Below are 24,932 nucleotides of genomic sequence, written 5' to 3' on the forward strand. Positions count from 1 at the left end.
TCATGACATAAGATTATAGTATAGCAAATTTTATAAAATGGATTATCACGAAAAACTGTCCTGTTAAAATCAGCCCTTCATATATCAATCTACTCCATAATTTTGCTCATATTTTTAAGCTTAAATGTTTTATTCATCGTATTATTTTGTCCATTCAAAACTTCTTTTCAAGCCACATGATAACCCCTTTACTGAACAGCTCTTTGTTCATAATATGCATACATGTACTTTTACTTCGAGAAACAAACTCAGAAAAGAGATGCAATACTTTAGCCCTAATTTCCTGTACAAAAAATGCTATGCTCCCAGTATACTTTACTGTTTTATCACGCGTACAGCTACATAAAAGTCCAGTGTTTATTTATATTTATCCCCTCATAAACAAGATAAGCACTAAAAAATACAAACTTTTGTTTTCCTTATTTTGCTATTCTCGTAACAATTTTTTCATTGTTTAGATCTCTTTAACGAGCGATATGTCATAATTTTTATCAGTTTCTAGTCTTATCTTTCAGATTTTAAATTTCCAATATATGACGAAATAAAGGAGTTCAGTGTGCAAAATTCTCGTTGGTTTCGCGTTTCAATACTCGCATCATGTATCTTAATAGCAACAGTCATTGTATTGGGTTCACCTCATTTGTTGCACGCACAAACATTTAATCAAAATTTAGGGCCCAGCGGTTTACCACTTCCGCGATTTGCTTCGATTAAACCCACCAGCGTTAATGTACGCGTCGGACCAGGAAGCAACTATTCTATCATTTTTACCTACAAAAAGAAGGGCTTGCCTATTGAAATCATTCAAGAATATGATCAATGGCGCAAAATTCGTGATGCAGAAGGCGATGAGGGGTGGGTGTATCAATCGCTTTTATCGGGAAAGCGAACTGCTATAACTATTCCATGGCAAAAAGATAAAACAAAAAGGCTGATGCTACGAAAAAACCCCACCGACAACGCAGAACTTGTGGCGGAAGTAGAACCTAATGTCATTGGTAATATCCGCCAATGTGATGGACAATGGTGCGAACTAAACATTAATAATACGCGCGGATGGCTTCAGCAACCCCAGTTATGGGGAATCTATCCTGATGAAAAAGTAAAAGGTTGGTGAATACTCAAACTTATCAAGTTTAACTTTTATTCCTCATTGAATATCCTCACTGCCTATCACAAGATTGATTTTTGGGTTTCAATCGTACGATCAAATCAACATGTGAAACTTCCATACCTTCTGGTGGCTTAGGCAAATTTCTAATAATGGGAGCTTCTTCCAAATTGTAAGGAATATCAAGAATACGATTTTCGCCTTCTATATAAAAATGGTAGTGATCAGAGGTATTGGTATCAAACCAAGTTTTTGAGCCTTCTACGGCAATAATCCGTAACAATCCCGCTTCCGTAAATTGATGAAGCGTATTATAAACCGTTGCTAAAGATACAGGTACACCTGCCCTCCCCGCTTCCTCATAGAGCTCTTCAGCAGTAATATGACGATTTCCTTGAGAAAAAATCATATGTGCAAGCTCCAACCGCTGACGTGTTGGACGCAGACCATTTTGACGCAAACGTTTTTCTAACATAGAAATGGAATAATATTGCACAATTTTTCCACACTCTTTTGTGAATTTTCCACACTCTTTTGTGAACTGTTGTTCTTCATTCATATCTAAGTCGTCTGCACTTACTGACATATTACAAACCCAAATATATTCCTGCTAAATAAGATCAAAATACAAAAAAATGGGAATAGTATGGTGTAATCTTGTATTCCATTTTTAAATAATTACCTGTGTAGAATACATAAAAAAGGGCTTTTGTCATTAAAAATGATATAAAATCATTTCCCTCTCTTTGAAATTTGCTCTAAAAGTAGGTTGGGAAAAGCGCAGAAATAAAGATATATGCAAATAAATGGAGTAACAATGGCTGAACAAAAGTCTCGCTACACTTATGAAGAGCTTCTAAGCTGCGCTCGCGGCGAAATGTTTGGTAGAGGTAATGCGCAATTGCCAGCACCGCCAATGTTGATGATTCATCGAATCACTCAAATTAGTGAAACTGATGGTAAATACGATAAAGGAATGGTTCGCGCCGAATTTGACATTACACCAGACCTGTGGTTCTTTAATTGTCACTTTATAGGCGATCCCGTCATGCCGGGATGTCTCGGACTAGACGGTATGTGGCAATTAACAGGCTTTTTTCTTGGTTGGCTAGGCGAACCAGGAAAAGGAAGAGCGATATCAACAGGTGAAGTAAAGTTATCAGGGATGGTAACTCCACAAACCAAAATTCTTGAATATGAAATAGATTTTAAGCGTATTCGACGTGGAAATTTAGTCTTAGGAATAGCTGATGGGTGGCTAAAAGCAGATGGAGAGACTATTTATAAGGCGAATGATTTACGCGTTGCTTTATTCAAAGAAGATTGAACGTTATTTCCGTCAGAAAGAACTTTTCACTATTCTGTATGGAACGAGGAGGTATGAATGCGTCGAGTTGTTGTAACCGGAATGGGAATTGTCTCCGCGATTGGAAATGGACCTGAAGCTGTTTTAACCAGTTTACGTGAAGCAAAATCCGGAATTTCTTACGCGCCTCAATATGCCGAATTAGGCTTTCGTAGCAGAGTTTACGGCAAACCCGATATTAATATAGAAGAACTCGTAGATCGACGTGCTCTACGTTTTCATGGGCGTGGAACAGCATGGAATCACATCGCTATGGATCAGGCAATTGCTGATGCGGGTCTAGAACCGCATGAAGTATCGAATGAACACACGGGTATTATTATGGGTTCTGGAGGTGCTTCAACTCAGTCAATCGTTGAGGCTGCTGATATTACACGCCAAAAAGGTCCAAAACGCATCGGTCCTTTTGTTGTGCCTAAAGTGATGAGTTCTACGGCATCCGCAACACTTGCAACTTTTTTTAAAATTAAAGGCGTAAACTATTCAATCTCTTCCGCGTGTGCTACATCCAATCATTGTATCGGCAATGCTTATGAAACAATACAATATGGAAAACAAGATCGCATTTTTGCTGGTGGTTGCGAAGATCTGGATTGGACATTATCTGTTTTATTCGATGCTATGGGTGCTATGTCCAGCAGATATAATGATGTACCAGAAAAAGCTTCGCGTGCTTATGACACTAATCGTGATGGATTTGTTATTGCTGGTGGCGCTGGCGTTTTGGTTCTTGAAGAACTAGAAGTCGCTAAAGCACGTGGTGCAAAAATCTATGGAGAAATTGTTGGTTATGGCGCTACATCCGATGGACACGATATGGTCTCTCCATCAGGTGAGGGAGCAGAGCGGTGCATGCGCATGGCACTTGCGACCGTCAAAAATAAGATTGATTATATCAATCCCCATGCAACAGCAACACCTGTTGGTGATCCCCCTGAAATAGAAGCGATCCGCCGTATCTTCGGAGCAGGTGATCAATGCCCACCAATTTCCGCCACAAAATCTCTGACTGGTCATTCCTTGGGTGCAGCTGGTGTTCAGGAAGCAATCTACACACTGTTAATGATGAAGCATAATTTTATTTGTGAAAGTGCTCATATTGAAGAACTTGATCCAGCTTTTGCCGATATGCCAATTGTTCGTAAACGACGCGATCATCAACAACTTAATACCGTATTGTCAAATACTTTTGGCTTTGGCGGTACCAATGCAACGCTTGTTTTCCAACGCTATGAATAAACAAAAGTTCTTAGTAATTGAAAAAAGTACGGTCTACGGAGAATAATATGAAAGGTTTGATGGAGGGCAAACGTGGCCTTATTATGGGAATTGCAAATGACCATTCAATTGCTTGGGGCATTGCCTGTCAGCTCGCACAAGCAGGAGCTGAATTAGCATTGACTTATCAAGGAAATGCTTTTGGAAAACGTGTTCAACCTCTAGCAGATAAACTTGGCTGCAAATTAGTGCTAGAGTGTGATGTTGAAAATATTGAAAATATTGACTACGTCTTTGGGCAACTTGAAAAAGAATGGAAAACAATTGATTTTATTGTCCATGCCATTGGTTTTTCAGATAAAACTCAGCTAAAAGGGCGTTACGTTGATGTTACAACACGTGAAAACTTTCAACGCACGATGGTTATTTCAGCGTATTCCTTTACTGAAATTGCCCAACGCGCGGGTAAGCTTATGCCCAATGGAGGAACACTTTTAACTCTTACCTATGGTGCTTCACAGCAAGTTGTGCCTAATTATAACATCATGGGTGTTGCTAAAGCAGCTTTAGAAGCTATGGTACGTTATTTAGCAGCAGACTTTGGTCCTCAAAATATCCGTGTCAATGCGATTTCCGCTGGTCCTGTTAGAACTTTAGCAGGTAATGGCATTGCAGCTGCACGTGCAATATTTTCACATCAACGCCGTAATGCCCCATTACGTCGTACCGTAAATATTCATGAAATTGGAAAATCTGCTCTTTATCTACTCTCTGACTTATCATCAGGTGTTACAGGTGAAATCCATTATGTTGATTCAGGCTATAACATCATGTCTATGCCAATACTTGAAGAACTGAAAAAAAGTGACGATACTCAAGAAGAATAAAAATTATCGCACTTAGAAAATATGACGTAAGGCACGTGTGCAGGTCTTTATAAGAATAAGTATAATACAAAACCAGATGCCTTGTTTTGCAAAGTATTTTATAAAAATCCGAATATTTCTTCAATCCATGGTTGAAAAATTTTGTATTTTATGACGTTATTTACCTTACTAAAGCATACGCTTTTGCTGTTGCTTACAAATCAATCCTCAGCCCTCATGCCATCGCAGTTTGAAACAGAGATTAGAGGATTATTAAAATCCTTAGCTTCAGCTTTTGTATACCAGATTGAAAAAAATATTGCCTACCGTTTTATTTATTCTTGAAACGCAAAGACAATCTAATTTAGGAAGAATATGAAGGCGTAAAGAAATCAATCATTAATCTTACTATTATTCTTTAATGAGGCTTTACAGTTTTAAAAGCATCCACATCAATATTTTTTTAATAATGGAGATTACGCTTTACCTCACACCTTTATTTTTCTCGTTCTTTAATGAAAGCATTTCTCTGATATATCAGGTAAAACAGAACGCTCAAAAACACTACGGCTGTTGCTCCTTCATGCATTTTTTTAAAAGATATCCCTCAATACACGCAATTCCATTTCACAATGGTATCTGTAGAACAGATAAAATCCCCGTGAAGTACATAAATCCTTTTTTCTCCACCATTTTAATGTCTATACAAATGACAAACCGACACTATCATTTTACTTGCCATGTTCTAATGTTGAAACACCCCTTGATACTTGAGATGATTCATTAGAAGTATTTTTAATAATTTTTATCCACATACTAACCCGCTTGTGACAAGCAAACACATATTTTTAATTAATTCAATACAAAAATAAAATGAATTATTCATATAAATCAATTTTTTATCTTTATAATCACATTATTTTTTCAGTTTAAATGACAGCCATAAACAAGTACAATAACATTTTTTCAATTTTAGATTTTCAAATTTATAATTCCAAAAGTCATTTCTTGCATATAAAAAAAGAATTGTCATGTGAGAAAATAAAGGCGTAAACATCTCTACTGAACAGCCTCAAGTGCCAAGAGCTGTCTCAACATTGGGGGCTGGTAGGATGTGTGATGATGCTCGGCTTCCTCCTTCATAAACGTAAAGATGAGGATGTGCACAATGGCTTTATCGTTACACTATTCACGGTCACCGTCGCGAATTGAGCTTGGGAGTTTTAAGAGAGGTCTCTTTAAAACAAGCGCGTGAATATACAACAGCAATAGTGTTTTGTTTTGGGCGTTCTATTTTACCTGACACATCAAGGTGTGAGGTAATCTCCATTATTTAAAAGATATGCTTTAGATAGCGTAAAACTGAATTTAAAAATGATGGTAGAGATGGGAACTGGTTTTTATCTTTAAAATTTCATCTTCTTCCCAAATTAGATTGTCTTCTTGTTTTAACGAATTACACAAACAGAAACACACAATATCCCTGCCTCTATCGAGATATAAACGCTGTTACACGCAGCAAATAATATTGAAAATTGGATAATAGCAATGATATTTTTAGCTTATACGTTACATAAAAAAAATGCTTCCACCTAATGAGTCTTGTATTATTCTGTTTGCAAATATCATTGTGAGATGAATTTAAGAGAAAATCAAAATATCTTGTTCATTACATTACATAAACATGTGTAAGTGGAAACGATAATTTATTTTCAAAGAGATAGCTCTTAGACAAAAGCCAAAACTTTTATATTTCAGCCATGTTTCATAAATAATCGAATGATATGAATCTATAATTTGCTAGAATATGACTGTCTTATACAACCATCAATACAATCTATTTTATATGTCTTCATAGCATGTTTCTATTTTTTTACGATTGGAATTATTAAAAAACAGGATATCATTGTATTTCATCCTTGAGAGTACGGCTTAGTAATGTGTGCGCCGCTTCAGTTATGTTTTTACCACAATAGAGAATTTGATAAATTTGTTCTACAATGGGCATTTCTACCCCAATACGTTGCGCCAACGTATGTACTTCCTTGGTATTTAAGTACCCTTCCACAACCTGACCAATTTGTTTTTCCGCTTCTTTTATATCTATTCCTTTACCAAGAAGTATTCCAAAACGACGATTACGCGACTGATTATCAGTACATGTCAAAACCAGATCACCTAAGCCTGTCATTCCCATAAATGTGGAAAGCTCAGCACCCATAGCCCCCCCTAAACGACTGATTTCAGCTAGTCCTCGTGTGATGAGAGCTATTCGTGCATTTGCCCCAAACCCCATACCGTCTGATATTCCTGCACCAATAGCAATAACATTTTTGACTGCTCCCCCTAATTGAACACCAATCATGTCTGAACTTTTATAAACTCTAAAACTTTTGTCACAATGAAAAAATTGCTGTAATTCTTTACCAAACTCAACATCAGAAGCTGCTATCGTCATTGCAGTAGGCCAACCAATAGCTAGTTCTTGAGCAAAAGTTGGTCCAGAAAAAACTGCTAAAGGAATTTTTTCACCTAAAATCTCACGAGCAACCTCTTGTAAGAAACGTCCGGTACCATGTTCTAAACCTTTTGTTGCCCAAATAACGCGTGAATGCTGATCTAAATAAGGCTGAATATTATACAAAACTTGATGAAATACATGGCTTGGAACAGCGATTAATATATTGTGACTTGCTGCTATTGCAGTTTCAAGCGAAGCTTCAAGTAATAAATTTTCAGGAAATTGAATATCGGGTAAATATACTTGATTACAACGTTGTTCCTGTAATTCTTTGATATGTTGAGGATTATATCCCCAAAGTAAAACATTATGACCATTACGGGCAAGAGCAATCGCTAATGCAGTACCAAAAGAACCAGCACCAATAATTGTCATTGCAGCGGTTTTCATTAAGTTTTCTGATTATTCTCTAAACTTTTGATTTCAAGTGCATATTATTATCACAAATAACTTTAATGCTATCTTTAATATAAATTCTGTAAATTATAAAAACGTTACCGCTTCGTAGCTCTTATCTCACACAGCATAAAAACTTGTTTCTCACATTCTCTTTCTTTGTAGTAAATTGCATAGACATCACTTTTTGTATATTCTACAAATAGCTATTTGTCTCAAAAATTAAAGCTTGACTCAATACTCCATGGACTTTCTCTTTTAAAATAAAAGTACATTCAAAATCATGATACTCATTCCACTGATATCTTGCACTTAACCCCTCTTTAATATCCTACGAATTTTTTGTAAGAGCTGATACACGCCGCATCAGCTCCACAGGTATTTCTAACAATTACTCCACAGGAGACTGCGTACTTAACCCCTGCTCCATAGGCATTTCTGAACTAGGAACTTGATCTACAGGAGTTTGCGTACTTAGCCCCTGCCCCATGGGCATTTCTGAACTAGGAACTTGATCTACAGGAGTTTGCGTACTTAGCCCCTGCCCCATGGGCATTTCTGAACTAGGAACTTGATCTACAGGAGTTTGCGTACTTAGCCCCTGCCCCATGGGCATTTCTGAACCAGGAACTTGATCTACAGGAGTTTGCGTACTTAGCCCCTGCTCCATGGGCATTTCTGAACCAGGAACTTGATCTACAGGAGTTTGCGTACTTAGCCCCTGCCCCATGGGCATTTCTGAACTAGGAACTTGATCTACAGGAGTTTGCGTACTTAACCCCTGCCCCATGGGCATTTCTGAGCCCTGTATCTTTTCTGGCTGTTTTCTTACGGATATATCTTTGTTTGATAACTGCTCAGATACTGAAGAATCATCTCTACTTGATATTTCCGGTTCAATAACACGTCCTGAGCCACCCATCATATTATAATTCAAATGAGAAATAGCCCACCAAGTTCCCCCAATAATAACAAAAACGCAAATAGCAGCAAACCACAACGCGCTTAAATTCCACTTGGCATCTGGACCAGAATTCAAGTGCAAAAAGAAAACAATTTGTACTATAATCTGAATAATCGCCATCCCAATAAGATACGCAACCTTTGTACTAACTGCCCAACTTTCCATCATTCCATACATCACAGGAACAAAAGAACCCAAAGTGAAAAATACAGCCAGAATAAAACCGACTAAATATGAACCAGTACTGGGACCATGTGTTTCATTTTGCATGCTCATCACAACGCTCCTAATAGATAAACCATGGTGAAAACACCAACCCATACAATATCAAGTAAATGCCAAAAAATGGAAAGGCATGCTAAACGTGTCTTATTGTTCTGATCCAAGCCATTACGACGAAGATGAAAAAACATCACAACCATCCAAAGAAGACCAACACTTACGTGAAGTCCATGGGTGCCAACCAAAGCAAAAAATGCTGACCAATAAGCAGAGAGAATCTCCCGACCAAAAAGCTGTAAACCTGTTGCAGAATCAATACCAGCATAAGCATTTGGATCGTAATAAAAGACCTCACCCAAAAGTTCATGAAATTCGTAAAGTTCCATACCAATGAAGCAACAGCCAAATACAAAGGTAATAGCCATCCATAAACGCACACCACTGATGTTATTTTTATGTGCTTGTACCATTGTAAAACCATAAGTGACGGATGAAAACAACAAGAAAGCAGTCTCAACCAAAACAAATTTTAAATCAATAAACTCATTGCCCGCCTTACCACCACCATAAGAAGCAGAAAAAACAGCAAAACTTGAAAAAAGTGTCGAAAACAGGATCAAATCTGAAAGAATATAGACCCAAAAACCAAACGTCATTACCGAACTATTATCGTGGTGATGTTCATCCACAGCACTCACATTATTTATTGTTACTGCACTCATACTGTCACTCCTTGTTCTTTAAGAACAGCTGTAAAGGCATCTTCAGTTTTTTGTACTTCTTCAGCCGGAATATAATAACCATGATGGTCACCTGTTAATGAATGACACACAAGCGTTGCAATAAAACCAATCAAGCCGACCGCAACAAGCCACCAAATATGCCAGACAAGCGCAAAACCAACAACTAACGAGAAGAATCCCGCAATAATTCCAGCCGATGTATTGGACGGCATATGAATTTTTGTAAATCCACTGGTAGGACGTTGATAACCACTTTTCTTCATATTCCAATAAGCGTCATCAGACTGTATTTTCGGAACTATTGCAAAATTGTAAGAAGGAGGCGGTGAAGAGATAGACCATTCAAGAGTCCGTGCATCACCCCAAGAATCATTTAATGTTACAGGTAAACGTCCCTTATGTTTGATACCGTACCAAATCGCCAAAACAACTTGCAGCACAAAACAAAGGATACCAAGCAAAATAATAAAAGCGCCCAATGCAGCAATCATAAACATCGGTTGCCAACTAGGTTCCATATAATGCTGGAGACGACGTGTCCCACCCATTAAACCAAGTGCATAGACTGGGAAAAAGGCAAGGTAAAAACCAATGAACCAACACCAGAAAGATGCAATACCCAATGCCCGATTTGGTTTATAACCAAAAACTTTTGGAAACCAAAATGCAATCCCCGCTAAGTACGCAAAAACGACACCCCCAATAATTGTATGATGGAAATGCGCTACCAAAAACAACGAATTATGAAACTGCCAATCAGCTGGCACAATAGATAACAAAACACCAGTTAATCCACCACCAACAAATGTAAAGATCATTCCCATGCACCAAAGCATTGGAGGCTCAAAGCGAATCCGCCCCTTATACATAGTTAGCAGCCAATTAAAGACTTTTACACCTGTTGGAACGGCAATAATCATTGTCGCAATACCAAAGAAAGTATTCACAGCTTCACCGCCACCCATTGTGAAGAAATGATGTCCCCAAACAAGAAGCGAAAGAATCAAAATAACCAACATGGCCCATATCATCGAAGTATAACCAAAGAGGCGTTTTGAAGAAAAAGTTGATACAACCTCAGAAACAATTCCAAAAGCAGGAACAACCAAAACATAAACCTCAGGATGACCAAAAACCCAAACATAGTTAATCCATACCATCGGATTTCCGCCACCAACATTGGAAAAGAAATTCATGCCCAAATAACGATCGCATGCCAAGAGTGCAAATGCTACAGTTAAGACAGGGTAAATAACTAAAATAAGGACATTGCTAACAAAAGCGCTCCAACAAAAAACAGGCATTCTCATCATCGTCATCCCAGGAGCACGCATCTTAATCAAAGTCGCAACAAAATTGACCGCCCCCATTGTTGTCGCTATACCAGAAAGTTGAAGTGACCATAAATAATAGTCTACCCCTGTATCTGGACTCGTTTGCAATTCTGTAAAAGGTGGATACATCAACCAGCCACCACGACCAAAATTCCCAACACCTAGGGATATGTTAATCAATATTGCCCCTGCAGCCGTAATCCAAAAACCTAGATTATTTGCAAAGGGAAAAGCAACATCACGCGCACCAATTTGAAGCGGTATAAGATAATTAAAAAGGCCAAATAAAATAGGCGTAGCCATGAAAAAAATCATGATAGTGCCATGCGCCGAAAAAATTTGATCAAAATGGTCAGGGGGCAAATAACCTGCACTTTCACTCCCAAGAGCTAAAGCTTGATGTGTTCGCATCATGAGTGCGTCCGCAAAACCGCGAACAAGCATAATAATTCCAAGAACTATGTACATAATGCCTATGCGTTTATGGTCAACAGTTGTAATCCAATTTCGCCATAGAATCCCCCACCACCCAAGTGCTGTTAGAGCAACAACAGCAATTAAACCAACCACAACAATCGCAATACACGTGTATAAAACGATCGGCTCATGTGCAAGTGCATGAAAAGCACCTGCCGTAGGATCTGTAAGTCTTCCAAACATTTCTCAACCCATTTCAAATGAAATTCAAGTTTAAAAGAAACCTTATGTTAAAAGGGCTCTTTCTTTACTGACCCTTTAAATAACATCAGGATCAAATACTGAACATAGTGCACCCCATAGAGTCTGAGCAGCAGCACGTTTCATTAAATCCTCATTACATACCGTATTTTCATCGACACATCGATTAACAACACGATAGTAAAGGCGCTTCTCAACAGGTGCAAAATAACGAACTTCAGCATCTTTTTTCTTCGCAGCAATATCACCCATACGAGGCGCAATAGAAAGTTGACGATAAGATGCACGATCAAGTACTCGACCATTAGCCCGAGCTTTTACAATCCAATCCTCAAAGTCCTGCAAAGACACAGAATGCCACTTAAACCGCATACTCGAAAAACCATCACCACTGTAATTTGCTGAGGTTCCTTTGAATACTCCTTGCTCTTCAGCGACCAAATGCAACTTAGCATTCATCTGCGGCATAGCGTAAAGAACTGTACCCAGTTTGGGGACCCAAAAAGCATTGACAGAATTCTCTGACGTCAATTGCAATAAAACCTGACGTCCTTCAGGCGCATAAATCTCATTAATCGATGCAACACCATATTCAGGATAAATAAAAAGCCATTTCCAATCAAGAGAAACGGCATCAATCTGTAATGGCTTTCCTTCACCTACAACTTCCACTGGGAGAGGATTTGTAGGTTCCAGCTTATAAGTATAATAAGCTGTTAATGAACCTAAAACCATTACAATTACAATTGGAATACCCCACATCAACGCTTCAATTTTATTTGAATGCGCCCAATCAGGAGAATAGTCCGCTTTCATATTCGATGCGCGATATTTTATAGCTAAAAACACCACACTCACCATAACTGGGATGACAACACAAAGCATCACCACCACACAAACAACTATCAAAATGAGCTGTTGACGTGCAACATAACCTGATGGCTGTATAACATCAATTTTACAACCAGATAAAAGCAGTGCTCCCCCTAAAATCACAAGCATTTCTAATTGTCGAACAAAGCTTTTCATCTCTATTTACCCCCGTCATATGCACCAAAAATTGTCATAAAATATATATACCTCATATTGTACAGATTTGAAAATAATTATCAAGTGAATTCAATGCCTATATTACTCTTATCAAACGCTTATTCTTTACCTATCACAATTTAATTGTTTTGCTTAATTGTTTTGCAATATATTCAAGTGCAAACCAATATCCATCACCTCCACACCCAGTTATGATAGCGTCTACACCTGCAGATGTATAAGAGTGGTGACGAAAAGCTTCACGCTGGTAAATATGAGATAAATGAACTTCTACTTTCGGCCCTGAAAACATTTTTAGGGCATCAAGAAGTGCAACAGATGTATGACTGTAAGCCGCTGGGTTAATGATCAATCCAGAACTTGCCTCTATTGCTTCTTGTATCCATGCTACCAACTGCCCTTCACAGTTACTTTGATAAAAATTTATTACGATATCATTTTTTTTTGCCCATTCTCTGCATCTTTTTTCAATATCTTCCAGAGTCTCAGTTCCATAAATTTCTGGCTCACGTTGACCTAGAAAATTTAAATTAGGACCATTTAAAATCGTTATCACCTCAGACATAGCATGCCTTTTCTTTTAGACCTATCACTTATTAAAAAAATATTTAGCATGTTTTTACGACAATAAAGCCCCATCCTTAATCTCAAAGAATTCTGCGCGTCCTTTTAAGTCATCAAATAAAAGACGATCTGTTCCTGTCATAAATGTTTGTACAGCTAAATCATCAAGAATATCAAATAAAGCAGCACGTCGATGCGAATCAAGATGAGCAGCCATTTCATCAAGAAGAAGAATAGGAGCTTTTTCCGACATCATACCTGTTAGACGTGCATGACACAAAACTAAACCTGTCAGCAGCGCTTTTTGTTCACCTGTTGAACACGATGCGGCTCCCATATTTTTATCAGCATAAAAAACCTGCAAATCTGCGCGATGTGGTCCTTCTAACGTCCGCCCAGCAGCACGGTCCATTGCGCGATTATGCCGCAATCGATCACAAAATTGCTCTTCAACTTCAATTGCTGATATTTCACTAAGAGCTGTTTCCAAAAAACCATCAATTTGCAAAAAAGCTCGTGGAAAAGGTATCTGTGATGGCATTTGTGTAAACATATCATTTAAAAGACGAATAACATCAACACGCGCCGCAGAAATAGCTGTCGCCAGTTCTGCCATCTGCTTTTCTAAAGCATCAAACCAAGCATAATCTTCATTTCCATCTAAAAACAAACGATTACGTGCGCGCATAGCTCTATCATAATCGGCTATGCGGCGCCTATGCAAGGGATCAATCGCCAAAACCATACGATCCAAAAAACTACGGCGCTCAAGCGAAGGACCTGTAAAAAGACCATCCATGGATGGTGTTAGGACACTAATATGACAATAATCTGTTAGGCAATCACCCGACTCATTTACACCATTAATATGGACTTTTCGACTGTTATCGCTAACCTCCAAAGCTGTACCAATCTTTACTTCACCATAAAGAGCGCATTCAAGACGCGCAAATACAACAAATCCTCCACCGTCACCATCTACAAAGCTAACGTCAGAATAAGCAGCACGCCGCAAACCACGACCAGGAGAAAGAAAAGATAACGCCTCCAAAAGATTCGTCTTACCAGCACCGTTATGGCCGGTAAAAACCACATGCTGACCAGAAAAATGAATATTGAAAAAAGGATAATTGCGATAACGTAAAAGCTTCAGCTGCCTCACTGCCACTTTGTGCACATGACTGGCCATGCATTGCAAAACAATTGCCCCTAAACGCGAATAGGCATCAGTACATAGAGCACATCCACATCATCATTATCACGAATCAGAGCTGGTGCTCCAGCCTCAGCCAACATAAAAACCATCTCGTCACTTGAAAGCTGCCCAGCAATATCCAAAAGATAACGTGAATTAAATCCTATCTCAAGCGGTTCAGATGCATAAGTTACTGATAATTGATCTTCTGCACTGCCCGAATCTGGGCTATTAACAACAAGCCTTAACTGTCCGTGCTCAATCGTTAATTTAACTGCACGCCCCCGATCACTTGAAATCGTTGAAACACGATCAACTGCAGAAGAAAAGTCCTGCCTATTAACAATTAATTCTTTATCATTTCCAAGAGGGATAACACGTTGATAATCCGGAAATGTTCCATCAATTAATTTTGATGTAAAAATCACAGAACCTACAGAAAAACGAATCTTTGTCTCTGAAAGCTCTATACATACATCGCTATCATTTTCTTCTGAAAGAAGTTTTTGCAATTCTCCTACAGCTTTACGGGGGACAATAACACCGGGCATTCCCTCAACTCCTGAAGGAGCTTCCATCTCAACTTGTGCCAAACGATGACCATCAGTTGCAACCAAACGCAATTTCAAAACACCGTCATTAATAACATGTAAATAAATACCATTAAGATAATAACGGGTTTCTTCAGTAGAAATAGCAAACTGCGTACAATCAAGTAAATGTTTTAAGCTTGATGCCGATAGAGAAAAACGATAACCAAACTGCCCAGGAAGCGACTCTGGAAAATCTGCCTTCGGAAGACATTGAAGCTGAAAATGTGCACAACCCGAAACAACGGACATTGTAGCTGCCTGATTCTCATCGACGGATAATACAACTTCATTGCTATCAGGAAGTTTTCGAATGATATCATAGAGCAAATGTGCTGGAACAGTTGTTGCTCCAGCTTGTTTAACATTAACTGCAAAAGATTCCGTAACCTCTAAATCAAGGTCTGTTGCTTTTAACTGCACAGAACCATTTTCTGCATCAATCAGCACATTCGATAAAATAGGAACAGTATTACGGCGCTCTACCACACGGTGAACCCGACCAAGAGACTTGAGAAATTGACTGCGATCAACTGTAATACGCATAAAAGCCCCGTATGATTTACTAAAAACTATAAGAATTCCTTAGCATTAAAAATAGATCCTCTTCAAAGAATCGCCTGCTAGACTTTATTAAACCTCTCTTAAAATGGCAAGCCACTCCTGCATAAGAAAAAATAAATCTTTTCATTAAATTCTTTAAAGTTTCTCCAAAGAAAGAAACAATAAACACTATACAGCCTGTTCTCCAATCAACCGCTTAAGCAATTCAAGTTCCTTAGCCAAGGTCTGATCACCACAAACCAAATCTTCAATTTTACGCACAGCGTGTAAAACTGTTGTATGATCACGCCCACCAAAACGACGCCCAATTTCTGGCAACGAGCGAGGAGTTAATACTTTTGCTAAATACATTGCAACTTGCCGTGGCTTCACAACCGTACGTGTTCGACGATTAGATAACAAGTCCTGTTTAGAAACATTATAATGACGTGCTACCGTACGCTGAATTTCTTCAATCCGAATGCGCTTAGGTTCACCAGGACGTGTCAAGTGACCTAATAACTCATCAATCCGCTCTAAAGATAAATCAGACTCAAAAGATTGACGAAACAAGAGCTGATTAAATGCACCTTCAATATCACGCCCCGACCCTAAAACCGTTTTCGCAATATATTCCAAGATATCATCAGAAATTGATACCATGCCATCATCTTGTTGTGCCACCTTCAACCGCTGGCGCAACATTTGCAAACGCATTTCATAATCTGGTGCTTCAATTTCAAGGGCTACCCCTCCCTGAAGACGAGAACGAACGCGAAGATCAAGCGATTCTAATTCTGCTGGCGGACGATCTGCAGCGACAACAACTTGTTTTGCACTATCAAGCAACATATTAAGCAAATGGCAAAACTCATGTTGTATCGACTTACCCTGCAAAAACTGCATATCATCAATAATCAAAAGGTCGATATCACGAAGCTGTTCTTTAAAAGAAAGAGCATCATTATCACGAATAGCTGTTGCAAAACGCCACATAAAATATTCAGCAGTTAAATAAATAACGCGCGCAGACGTTAAACGCTTCAATGCAGAAGCAGCAATTGCCTGAAGCAAATGTGTTTTTCCTAAACCAACAGATGCGTGAATAAAAAGAGGATTAAAACGCAAAGCACTTTTATGCCCCTCCGCAATTGAACGCGCAGCTGCTAAAGCAACACGATTAGAAGCCCCCTCAACAAAACTTTCAAAAGTATAGCGCGAATCAAGCGGAGATCCAAAAACTCCCGTTTGAGAACTCTTAACTGAATGCTCTGCACAACTTTCAACAAAAGATGAAGTCGCCTGCTCCTCTAGCACAACAGAAGGAACACTTCTTTTACAAACGACGTCTCTTGAAACGCGTTCCATACCACGAACAATAACTTCAACACGAAGAATTGCTGAATTCTCTTGTTTCCATAAATGAGTCAAAAGAGAACCATAGTGATTATTAATCCATGAACGTAAAAAAGCAGTAGGAACAGAAAGCTTTACAAGAGTATGGCTATATTCAGCAAGCTTCACACGTCCAAACCAACTGGTATAAGCCTCAACACCAACCTGCACCTTTAATTGCGCCATAACACGTATAAAAGCCGCCGCACTTTCCTCCTCTGAAACAATAGAATGCCCTATAGAAGCATTTCTACGAACATCCTCATCACTCTCCGTCATCCTATTCTTTATTATGTTCTCTGCTGACAGGATATTCACCGAAACCCTTTTAAAGGAACTAGCTTTAGAGTTCAATTTATCCACCATCTTCCATCCTGATAAAAATAAAATTTTGTCCTGCCAAACAGCTAAAATAAATCTAGCGAAGGCAAAACGCCCTACCCCAAATAAGATTACTCACCCTCCCCTAGGATAGCCTCATCACAACCCCACTAACAAAGATGACCAATAAGATTTACTTGCACTCATGATATGACCCACTCTTCTAAAATGGTAAACATATCTATTCAGAAAACTAAAAAATCGTCAGAAAACCTTTCCAGAACAAAAGCTTCGAAAAGCCTAAGTCAAAACATCTTGTACTCAACAAAATATAGAACAATGTGCTGGTGTGACCCCTTCATGCTTTTTAGTCTTCATAAGAACCATACAAAACAGCAGAGGTAAAATGCAAGAGGTCAAAATAAAATCAAAAAACCAGAAAAAAATGCTTGTATCAATGAGGAATGAAAAAAATATTGATTCAATTCATTTTTTTTCTCTAAATTTACCAACAATTAAAAAATCTCTTCAGATTAAAAAAAAAAAATAAAATGCTTGACAAAAAAGACTCTGTAAAAATCCACAAAGCTTGTGGATAACCATACTCCCCCCTATAAACTTTCTCTCCTTTTTCAAGAGGAGAATCATTATCGATTCTTATTTTCGATAGAAACTTTTTGAAATAATAAACAAAAAGCCAGCATCCTCATGGATACTGGCTTGATTCTCAATAAAGGAGAAAAAGCTTAAACGCTGAGAACCTTCAAACGTTTAGCTAAACGCGATACTTTCCTCGCAGCAGCATTTTTATGAAAAACCCCTTTAGAAACCGCACGCATAATTTCAGGCTCAAAATTCTTAAATGCAATCTCTGCAGATGCCTTATCGCCACCCGCTAAAGCATCATCAAACTTACGTATAAAGGTACGAACGCGCGAACGACGGGCCCTATTAACCTGTGTGCGTGCCGCAACCTTGCGCACCGCTTTTCGAGCAGAAGGTGTATTCGCCATAAATATAATCTCTCTTTCAACACCTTGGTAAAATGAGTCTAAAGAACAACTCTACCAATATAAATAAATTCAACCCAAGCAAAACTATAAAGCTGCCTATAACTGTGTGGCTTATAGCGCAATCCCAAAGCTAACGTCAATTAGATTTTCAAAGATAGTCATAAAAAAACGAAGCCAAACTCTTTGATCCGCAACTTTATAGCTTAATAATAGATATTCCTTAACAAACAAAAGAATTTAAACAGCTAACTTACGCAAGACATATTGCAAAATTCCCCCATGATGCAAATAATCTAGCTCATCTTCAGTATCGATACGGCATAATAACGGAGCGGTTTTTATCGTACCATCAGAAAAAGTAATTTTCGCTACTGTCTTTTGACGAGGTTTCAAGTTATGAATTCCTTCAATTGTCACCTTTTCATCTCCCTTTAAGCCTAAAGATTTCCAACTTACACCCTCCTCAAAGACAAAGGGAACAATGCCCATACCAACAAGATTAGAGCGATGAATCCTTTCAAAAGACTGTACAATCACTGCTTTTATACCAAGAAGATTGGTACCTTTGGCTGCCCAATCGCGCGATGATCCATTGCCATATTCAATACCAGCAAAAACAACAAGTGGAGTACCTTCTTGTTTATACGCCATTGCTGCATCGTAAATGGCTTGTTCTACCGCTGACGGATAATGAACCGTATAACCTCCTTCTCGACCATTTTCCCCCAACATGAAATTACGAATGCGAATATTGGCAAAGGTCCCACGCACCATAACTTCATGATTCCCACGACGCGTTCCATACTGATTAAAATCAGCCACTTTAACACCATGATCCATTAAATATTTTCCGGCAGGAGAAGCTGCTTTAATAGAACCAGCAGGAGAAATATGATCCGTCGTGATTTTATCACCAAATAAACCTAAAATCCGTGCATCTTTAATATCTGGTAAGATATCAGGTATTTTCTGCATATCATCGAAATAAGGTGGATTGCGTACATAAGTGGATTGCTCATCCCAAGAATAGGTAGAACCCGTAGGAATCTGAACTTTTTGCCAATTTTCATCTCCCTTAAAAACATCTGCATACTTTTCAGCAAAAACCTTACGCGTGACATTTTTTTCGATGAACTCCTGTATTTCTTGAGAGGTTGGCCAAATATCTCTCAAATAAATGGGTTGGCCATTTGAATCTTCACCAAGAGGTTCCTTGGTTAAATCTTTACACACCGTCCCGATGAGCGCATGTGCAACAACTAACGGTGGTGAAGCTAAATAATTCGCTTGCACATCAGGGGAAACACGCCCTTCAAAATTACGATTTCCCGAAAGAACTGCAGATGCAATTATACCATTGTCATTAATCGTTTTGGAAATAGCTGGATGCAAAGGACCAGAATTCCCAATACATGTTGTGCACCCAAATCCTACTAAGTTAAATCCTAATGCATCTAAATCTTTTTGCAGACCCGAGTTTTGCAGGTAAGCTTCAACGACTTGTGAACCTGGTGCAAGAGAAGTTTTTACCCATGGTTTGCTCTTGAGACCTTTTGCCACTGCATTTCTTGCCAAAAGACCCGCTGCAATAAGAACACTTGGATTCGATGTATTCGTACACGACGTAATCGCAGCGATCACCACATCACCGTGACCAAGCGTATATTCTTCACCCTCGACCCGATAACGCTTATTTTGTTCAGAAGTCTTCTTATAGTCTTCGACCAATGCCTTCTCAAAACCCTGCCCAACGTTTTCCAATGCAATACGTCCTTCAGGACGTTTAGGACCAGCCATAGAAGGAACAACAGTTCCCATATCCAATTCAATTGTATCACTAAAAATGGGATGAGCCACCATTTCGTCATGCCACATCCCTTGTGCTTTGGTGTAAGCTTCTACTAAGGCAATCCGATTTTCATCACGCCCTGTCATATTGAGATAACGCACTGTCTCCTTATCAATTGGGAAAAAACCACACGTTGCTCCATATTCAGGTGCCATATTTCCAATCGTTGCCCGATCAGCAAGCGTCATCTGCTCCAAACCAGGACCAAAAAACTCAATAAATTTACCGACAACACCCTTCCGGCGTAGCATTTGAGTCACAGTCAATACGAGATCGGTGGCTGTTACACCTTCTTTAAGTTTACCTGTTAGACGAAAACCAATCACTTCAGGTAACAACATAGAAACAGGTTGGCCTAACATTGCTGCTTCTGCTTCAATACCACCAACACCCCAACCTAAAACCCCTAAACCATTAACCATAGTCGTATGCGAATCAGTTCCCACACAGGTGTCAGGATAAATCGTCTCACAGCCCTCTTCATTCTTCATCCATACACATTGTGCTAAATATTCTAGGTTAACCTGATGACAAATCCCTGTTCCTGGAGGAACAACGCGAAAATTTTGAAAGGCTTGCTGCCCCCATTTAAGGAAACGATAGCGTTCACCATTGCGTTCATATTCATGCTCAACGTTTTCCTTAAAAGCCATGGAATTGCCAAAAGCATCAACAATAACTGAGTGATCAATGATGAGATCAACGGGAATGAGAGGATTGATTTTTTCAGCGTTACCGCCAAGTTTAACCATAGCATCACGCATTGCAGAAAGATCAACAACTGCTGGAACACCTGTAAAATCCTGCATAAGAACACGTGCAGGACGGTAAGCAATTTCTGCCCCAGCGCTCCCTTTGTCGTTTAACCACTTAGCAACATTGAGGATATCCTCTTTTTTAACTGTGCGACCATCTTCAAATCGCAATAAATTTTCGAGAATAACTTTCATCGAAAACGGTAACCGAGAAACACCTTCAAGACCATTCTTCTCCGCTTCGATCAAGCTATAATAAGTATATTCTTTGCCACCAACATTTAATACTCTGCGACAATTAAAGCTATCAATTTGAGTCATGACTGTCCACCCTCATACTATAACCACCCAATTTCCAGGAATGAACAACACAAACTACGAGTCAAGGTCGCAGCTTGAGCGCAGACGCAATCACCTCCGCCATCCATTTCCCCCTCCACCCTCTCGTAGGCAAATGCGGAAATCAGCGCCAGAAACCATTTTACACCAGATATTGATGTAAGGTATCTCTTATAGAACTATTTCTAGAACTATTCTAGGTACAATTGCACAAAAAATGTGTTTTTTATTCTATAATGCAATAAAGAATATGAAAATAAAAACAAAATAGGCAATCACATGGTGTTATCAGGCAAAGATTTAGCCGCTTACAGAAACGAGGAAATTCTGTTTAAAGGTCTTTCTTTTTGTTTATTTTCACAGCAACTGATGACAATCACCGGTCCTAATGGTATCGGAAAATCTACATTACTCCGAATCATTGTCGGTCTTCTTGAAGCTGCTGAAGGTCATATAATACTTAAAGACCATAATCAAATATACCCTGTTGCAACTGCGTGTCATTATCTTGGTCCTCAAAATGCTATGAAACCTCTCTTATCTGTCATTGACAATTTGCAATTTTGGGCAGATTTTTACGGTCAACATTTACGCTTTGTGCATGAGGTTCTTGCCGATATTGGTCTTTCTAACCTTGAACATTTACCCTTTAAAGCTCTGTCAACTGGACAACAAAGGCGCGTAGCTATTGCTCGCCTTTTGCTCTCCTATCGTCCTCTTTGGATTTTAGATGAACCAATATCTGGACTTGATAACCATGCTCAAAAACTCCTTGCTCGTATTTTCCAGCGTCATCTCAATCAAGGTGGTATGATTATCGCTGCAACTCATAATTCCCTAGGTATTCCAGAAAACCATAAAATCGCTCTGGAAAAATTTTTACCTCTCTAGGAGAGAATAAAATGAAAGCACTGTTCTGGCGTGACCTTAAACTATTATTAGCGCCACAAGCCTCTTCACTAACAGGACTATTATTTTTTATCGCTGTTGTTGTCATAACCCCCTTTGCCATTGGACCAGATCCCAAAATTCTTGCACAAATAGGGCCAGGTATATTGTGGTTTGGAGCCCTTCTTGCAGGACTCCTCAATCTAAACAAACTTTTCCAAATCGATCGCGATGATGGTAATCTCGACCAATTTATCCTTTCAGGAAAAAGACAAAGTTTTACACTAATTGTTTTTACCAAATGTCTTGCCCATTGGGTAGGAACAATGCTTCCTCTTATTTTTGCTACACCTATTTTAGCCCTCATGCTCCATTTAGATGTAACAATAACTTTTACAACAATACTTACCCTTTTATGCGGAACACCAGCCATTATTTTTATTGGCGCCATAGGCGCGGCACTGGCAACCTCATTGTTGCACAGTACTCTGCTTATTTTTATCATTATCTTGCCGTGGGTCATTCCAATTATGATTTTTGGTGTCTCGGCTGCTACAGCCCCAATAAATCCAAATATTTCTTTTCTCACGTCCTTGGCTCTTCTCAGCGCTTTTTCACTTCTTTTGAGTCTCTTTGGCTCTTTTGTTGCTGCGATAACGCTTAAACTTTTATCAGAATAATAAAAGATGATTGCCGCATAGCAAAACTCTGCCTATTATGAATTTCATGAATGAACTATCTCGTCCATATAAAATCAGGTCACTCCCTGCAAGTTTCATCCTTTTCATGAAAATAAGCAGTATCGTCTTACCTTGGTTGGCCGGCATAACATTGTGTTTCCTTATTTTAGGACTTATTCTGGTGATGTATTCCCCTGATGACTATCAACAAGGCATTACTGTTAAGATTATGTACCTTCATGTACCCTTTGCGTGGTTGTCTACATTCTGTTATGTAACGATGAGTGCAGCAGCATTAGGAAATCTGATTTGGAAATATCATCTTGCTGATGTGGCACTTAAATGTGGAGCGCCTATTGGAGCGATTTTTACCGCATTGGCTCTCATGACAGGAGCACTTTGGGGGCGACCTACATGGGGAACATGGTGGGTCTGGGATGCACGGTTAACATCAGTTTTAATTCTGCTTTTTATCTATCTTTCCATTATCCTGCTTGGACGTGCTTTTGACAACCAAGTAAAAGCCGCTCGCGCTACTGCAATTCTTACACTTGTTGGATTTGTTAATATTCCTGTTATTAAATTTTCCGTTAATTGGTGGAATACATTGCATCAACCAGCATCATTGTTACGTGCTGGAGGATCAACAATCGACAATGCTATGTTATGGCCCCTTATAACAATGCTATTTTGTTTTATCTTTATGTTTATTGCACTCTATTTGATGGCTATGCGAAATGAAATCAATAATCATTATATTCGAATACTTCAGATTAAAAAATCCCGTCGTGCACAACAACAGGACTCTTCATCATGCTCGACCTAAATGGCATCCAGGGCGGACTTTTAGGAAATCTATCTCAGAAAATTGATTTTTTCCTTAGCACCCTTAAACACGAGCAAATTGTTGTTTTAAGCTATGTGCTTTCTGCAATATCCCTCTTATGTCTTATTGGATATATTCTTTGCAAAGCGCTATACCAAAAAAAAATTCTCCAACAGCTAAACAAAAAAGAGTTGTCACAAAAAGAAAAGTATAATGAAAAACATCCCTCCAAAACTTAAAAAAAATATATCTTTGCCTGTTCTGCTTGTTTTTTTTGGACCATTTGTGCTTTTTCTTCTTCTCGTGGTGCTTTTTTTCAACTTTATGGATAAAAAAAACCTTCAAGATTCTTCTCTTCTCCCAAACGCATTAGCTGAAAAACCTGCTCCCAATATTCATCTTCCTCTTCTTGATAAAGAAAGTTATCTCAATTCAAAACAGTTTAAGGGACGTGTCACGTTGATCAATTTTTGGGGCTCTTGGTGTTTGCCCTGTCGCGAAGAGCATCCTATTCTTATGAAAATTGCACAAGATAGACGTTTTGATCTGATTGGTATTAATTATAAAGATAACAAAACAAACGCCCTGCGCTTTTTAAACAGTTTTGGTAATCCTTTTAAATTTATTGGCTTTGATGTTTCAGGATATACAGCTATTGATTGGGGAATATATGGACCCCCAGAAACCTTTCTCTTGAATAAAGAGAGCATCATCATTGCCAAACATGTTGGTCCCTTAACATGGCAAATTTATCAAAAAAAAATTCTACCAAAAATTAAACAAGCGATCATGACAGAAGAAAAATAAAATATCAAAATATTGATTTATAAATAGTAATTTACCATTTCTATCTATTAACTGAAAATACCGTATACTATGAGTGTTTTTTAAAATTTCTATATGTTGAATCAAAAAAACATTTAAGATAAAGACTAAAAATACCCCTTATGAATTGTCTAAACGTGAAAATAATTGGCAATATTTTAAGTTGAAAAATACAATAATGCAGGTTTGTAAAAACATAACGTTTTATCATGCTATGTATGCTACTTTATTTATACGGATCCTCATTCTTCTTAGGAAAATTTGACAAGAGCATTACCATTGTTGATTCAAAAACATGTGCAAAGAAATATCTGTAGAGCAAACCTCCCAAATATAACAAAAATTTAAGTAGTTTTCATTTTTTTAGCGATTAAATATCTGTTTTGGAACTTTATTTTTGATTATTTGGACAAAACAATATTGCTATAGAAACATCGTTAGATTAGTGAAAGCAACCAACTATTATTTTCAAAATCATATAGTGTTCTGTCTCCGCTTTTTTATCTGAAATGCACATTGTTATGAGGGGACTTCACCACTATTTTCATCTTTATAAAATAACAAATCCATTCCTTCGCAGCGTTATTGGTATATTTATTCCCATTACACTATCTGTTCGTAATAGACTCCATAAAGCCCATATTGAGTCTATACATTCTTATTCTTTCGATAATTTATCT

22 protein-coding genes are annotated in these 24,932 nt (G+C 38.4%); 10 read left to right on the forward strand and 12 right to left on the reverse strand.

From position 1 onward, the window contains the following. Positions 1-556: 556 nt before the first annotated feature. A complete protein-coding gene (locus tag ACFIKY_RS01595) occupies positions 557-1,117 on the forward strand; it encodes an SH3 domain-containing protein (RefSeq protein WP_026500127.1) in 561 nt (186 codons plus the stop codon). 46 nt (positions 1,118-1,163) lie between these two features. On the opposite strand, the gene irrA is transcribed toward ACFIKY_RS01595, so the two are convergent. Then, the gene (irrA, locus tag ACFIKY_RS01600; protein ID WP_375635444.1) at positions 1,164-1,697 is read right to left on the reverse strand and encodes an iron response transcriptional regulator IrrA; all 534 of its coding nucleotides are present in this window, start codon (positions 1,695-1,697) and stop codon (positions 1,164-1,166) included. Between the two features lie 231 nt (positions 1,698-1,928). Between irrA and fabA the strand changes: the two genes are divergently transcribed. From fabA to ACFIKY_RS01620, 4 genes are all read left to right on the forward strand, one after another. After that, positions 1,929-2,438 carry a 3-hydroxyacyl-[acyl-carrier-protein] dehydratase FabA gene (gene fabA, locus ACFIKY_RS01605; protein WP_012754549.1) on the forward strand — a complete coding sequence of 170 codons (510 nt, stop codon included), beginning with the start codon at positions 1,929-1,931 and terminating at the stop codon, positions 2,436-2,438. A gap of 57 nt (positions 2,439-2,495) precedes the next feature. Further along, positions 2,496-3,716 carry a beta-ketoacyl-ACP synthase I gene (gene fabB / locus ACFIKY_RS01610; RefSeq protein WP_375635443.1) on the forward strand — a complete coding sequence of 407 codons (1,221 nt, stop codon included), beginning with the start codon at positions 2,496-2,498 and terminating at the stop codon, positions 3,714-3,716. Between the two features lie 47 nt (positions 3,717-3,763). After that, positions 3,764-4,582, forward strand: coding sequence for an enoyl-ACP reductase FabI (fabI, locus tag ACFIKY_RS01615; RefSeq protein WP_375635442.1), 819 nt, complete (start codon positions 3,764-3,766; stop codon positions 4,580-4,582). Positions 4,583-5,748: 1,166 nt separating this feature from the next. Continuing rightward, positions 5,749-5,898 carry a hypothetical protein gene (locus ACFIKY_RS01620; RefSeq protein ID WP_375635472.1) on the forward strand — a complete coding sequence of 50 codons (150 nt, stop codon included), beginning with the start codon at positions 5,749-5,751 and terminating at the stop codon, positions 5,896-5,898. A gap of 566 nt (positions 5,899-6,464) precedes the next feature. Here the strand turns inward: ACFIKY_RS01620 and gpsA are convergent. From gpsA to acnA, 11 genes are all read right to left on the reverse strand, one after another. Continuing rightward, complete coding sequence (gpsA, locus tag ACFIKY_RS01625; protein WP_375635441.1) at positions 6,465-7,472, reverse strand: NAD(P)H-dependent glycerol-3-phosphate dehydrogenase; 1,008 nt, start codon at positions 7,470-7,472, stop codon at positions 6,465-6,467. A 397-nt stretch (positions 7,473-7,869) separates the two neighbouring features. Further along, a complete protein-coding gene (gene cyoD / locus ACFIKY_RS01630; RefSeq protein WP_375661318.1) occupies positions 7,870-8,718 on the reverse strand; it encodes a cytochrome o ubiquinol oxidase subunit IV in 849 nt (282 codons plus the stop codon). Continuing rightward, positions 8,718-9,386, reverse strand: coding sequence for a cytochrome (ubi)quinol oxidase subunit III (locus tag ACFIKY_RS01635; RefSeq protein WP_375635439.1), 669 nt, complete (start codon positions 9,384-9,386; stop codon positions 8,718-8,720). Before ACFIKY_RS01635 ends, cyoD begins: the two co-directional genes overlap by 1 nt. Beyond that, complete coding sequence (gene cyoB / locus ACFIKY_RS01640; protein WP_375619283.1) at positions 9,383-11,401, reverse strand: cytochrome o ubiquinol oxidase subunit I; 2,019 nt, start codon at positions 11,399-11,401, stop codon at positions 9,383-9,385. The genes ACFIKY_RS01635 and cyoB overlap by 4 nt, the downstream gene beginning before the upstream one ends. Positions 11,402-11,476: 75 nt before the next feature. After that, positions 11,477-12,448 (reverse strand): ubiquinol oxidase subunit II, encoded by a 972-nt coding sequence (gene cyoA, locus ACFIKY_RS01645; protein WP_273787465.1) that lies wholly within the window; start codon positions 12,446-12,448, stop codon positions 11,477-11,479. Positions 12,449-12,581: 133 nt separating this feature from the next. Further along, complete coding sequence (gene aroQ, locus ACFIKY_RS01650; protein WP_375635438.1) at positions 12,582-13,034, reverse strand: type II 3-dehydroquinate dehydratase; 453 nt, start codon at positions 13,032-13,034, stop codon at positions 12,582-12,584. A gap of 54 nt (positions 13,035-13,088) precedes the next feature. Continuing rightward, positions 13,089-14,222 (reverse strand): DNA replication/repair protein RecF, encoded by a 1,134-nt coding sequence (gene recF, locus ACFIKY_RS01655; protein ID WP_375635437.1) that lies wholly within the window; start codon positions 14,220-14,222, stop codon positions 13,089-13,091. 20 nt (positions 14,223-14,242) lie between these two features. Further along, entirely contained in the window at positions 14,243-15,364 is a 1,122-nt protein-coding gene (gene dnaN / locus ACFIKY_RS01660; RefSeq protein WP_375635436.1) for a DNA polymerase III subunit beta, read from the reverse strand. Between the two features lie 186 nt (positions 15,365-15,550). Then, positions 15,551-17,122 carry a chromosomal replication initiator protein DnaA gene (dnaA, locus tag ACFIKY_RS01665; protein ID WP_375635435.1) on the reverse strand — a complete coding sequence of 524 codons (1,572 nt, stop codon included), beginning with the start codon at positions 17,120-17,122 and terminating at the stop codon, positions 15,551-15,553. A gap of 701 nt (positions 17,123-17,823) precedes the next feature. Beyond that, positions 17,824-18,090, reverse strand: a complete 267-nt coding sequence (gene rpsT, locus ACFIKY_RS01670; protein WP_375635434.1) for a 30S ribosomal protein S20 — start codon at positions 18,088-18,090, stop codon at positions 17,824-17,826. Between the two features lie 237 nt (positions 18,091-18,327). After that, complete coding sequence (gene acnA / locus ACFIKY_RS01675) at positions 18,328-21,015, reverse strand: aconitate hydratase AcnA (RefSeq protein ID WP_375661319.1); 2,688 nt, start codon at positions 21,013-21,015, stop codon at positions 18,328-18,330. Positions 21,016-21,312: 297 nt separating this feature from the next. On the opposite strand from acnA, the gene ccmA reads away from it, so the two are divergent. The 5 genes from ccmA to ACFIKY_RS01700 are packed head-to-tail and all read left to right on the forward strand — an operon-like array spanning position 21,313 to position 24,234. Next, the gene (gene ccmA / locus ACFIKY_RS01680) at positions 21,313-21,924 is read left to right on the forward strand and encodes a heme ABC exporter ATP-binding protein CcmA (protein ID WP_375635432.1); all 612 of its coding nucleotides are present in this window, start codon (positions 21,313-21,315) and stop codon (positions 21,922-21,924) included. Positions 21,925-21,935: 11 nt separating this feature from the next. Then, the gene (gene ccmB / locus ACFIKY_RS01685; protein ID WP_375635431.1) at positions 21,936-22,601 is read left to right on the forward strand and encodes a heme exporter protein CcmB; all 666 of its coding nucleotides are present in this window, start codon (positions 21,936-21,938) and stop codon (positions 22,599-22,601) included. A gap of 46 nt (positions 22,602-22,647) precedes the next feature. Continuing rightward, positions 22,648-23,427, forward strand: coding sequence for a heme ABC transporter permease (locus ACFIKY_RS01690; RefSeq protein ID WP_375635430.1), 780 nt, complete (start codon positions 22,648-22,650; stop codon positions 23,425-23,427). Further along, positions 23,415-23,666: a hypothetical protein gene (locus ACFIKY_RS01695; protein ID WP_375635429.1), complete on the forward strand. Its 252-nt coding sequence runs from the start codon at positions 23,415-23,417 to the stop codon at positions 23,664-23,666. The genes ACFIKY_RS01690 and ACFIKY_RS01695 overlap by 13 nt, the downstream gene beginning before the upstream one ends. Next, a complete protein-coding gene (locus ACFIKY_RS01700; protein WP_375635428.1) occupies positions 23,641-24,234 on the forward strand; it encodes a DsbE family thiol:disulfide interchange protein in 594 nt (197 codons plus the stop codon). The genes ACFIKY_RS01695 and ACFIKY_RS01700 overlap by 26 nt, the downstream gene beginning before the upstream one ends. Positions 24,235-24,932 lie beyond the last annotated feature (698 nt).

The organism is Bartonella sp. CR127HXZ (assembly GCF_042194555.1).
GTDB classification, from domain to species: domain Bacteria; phylum Pseudomonadota; class Alphaproteobacteria; order Rhizobiales; family Rhizobiaceae; genus Bartonella; species Bartonella grahamii.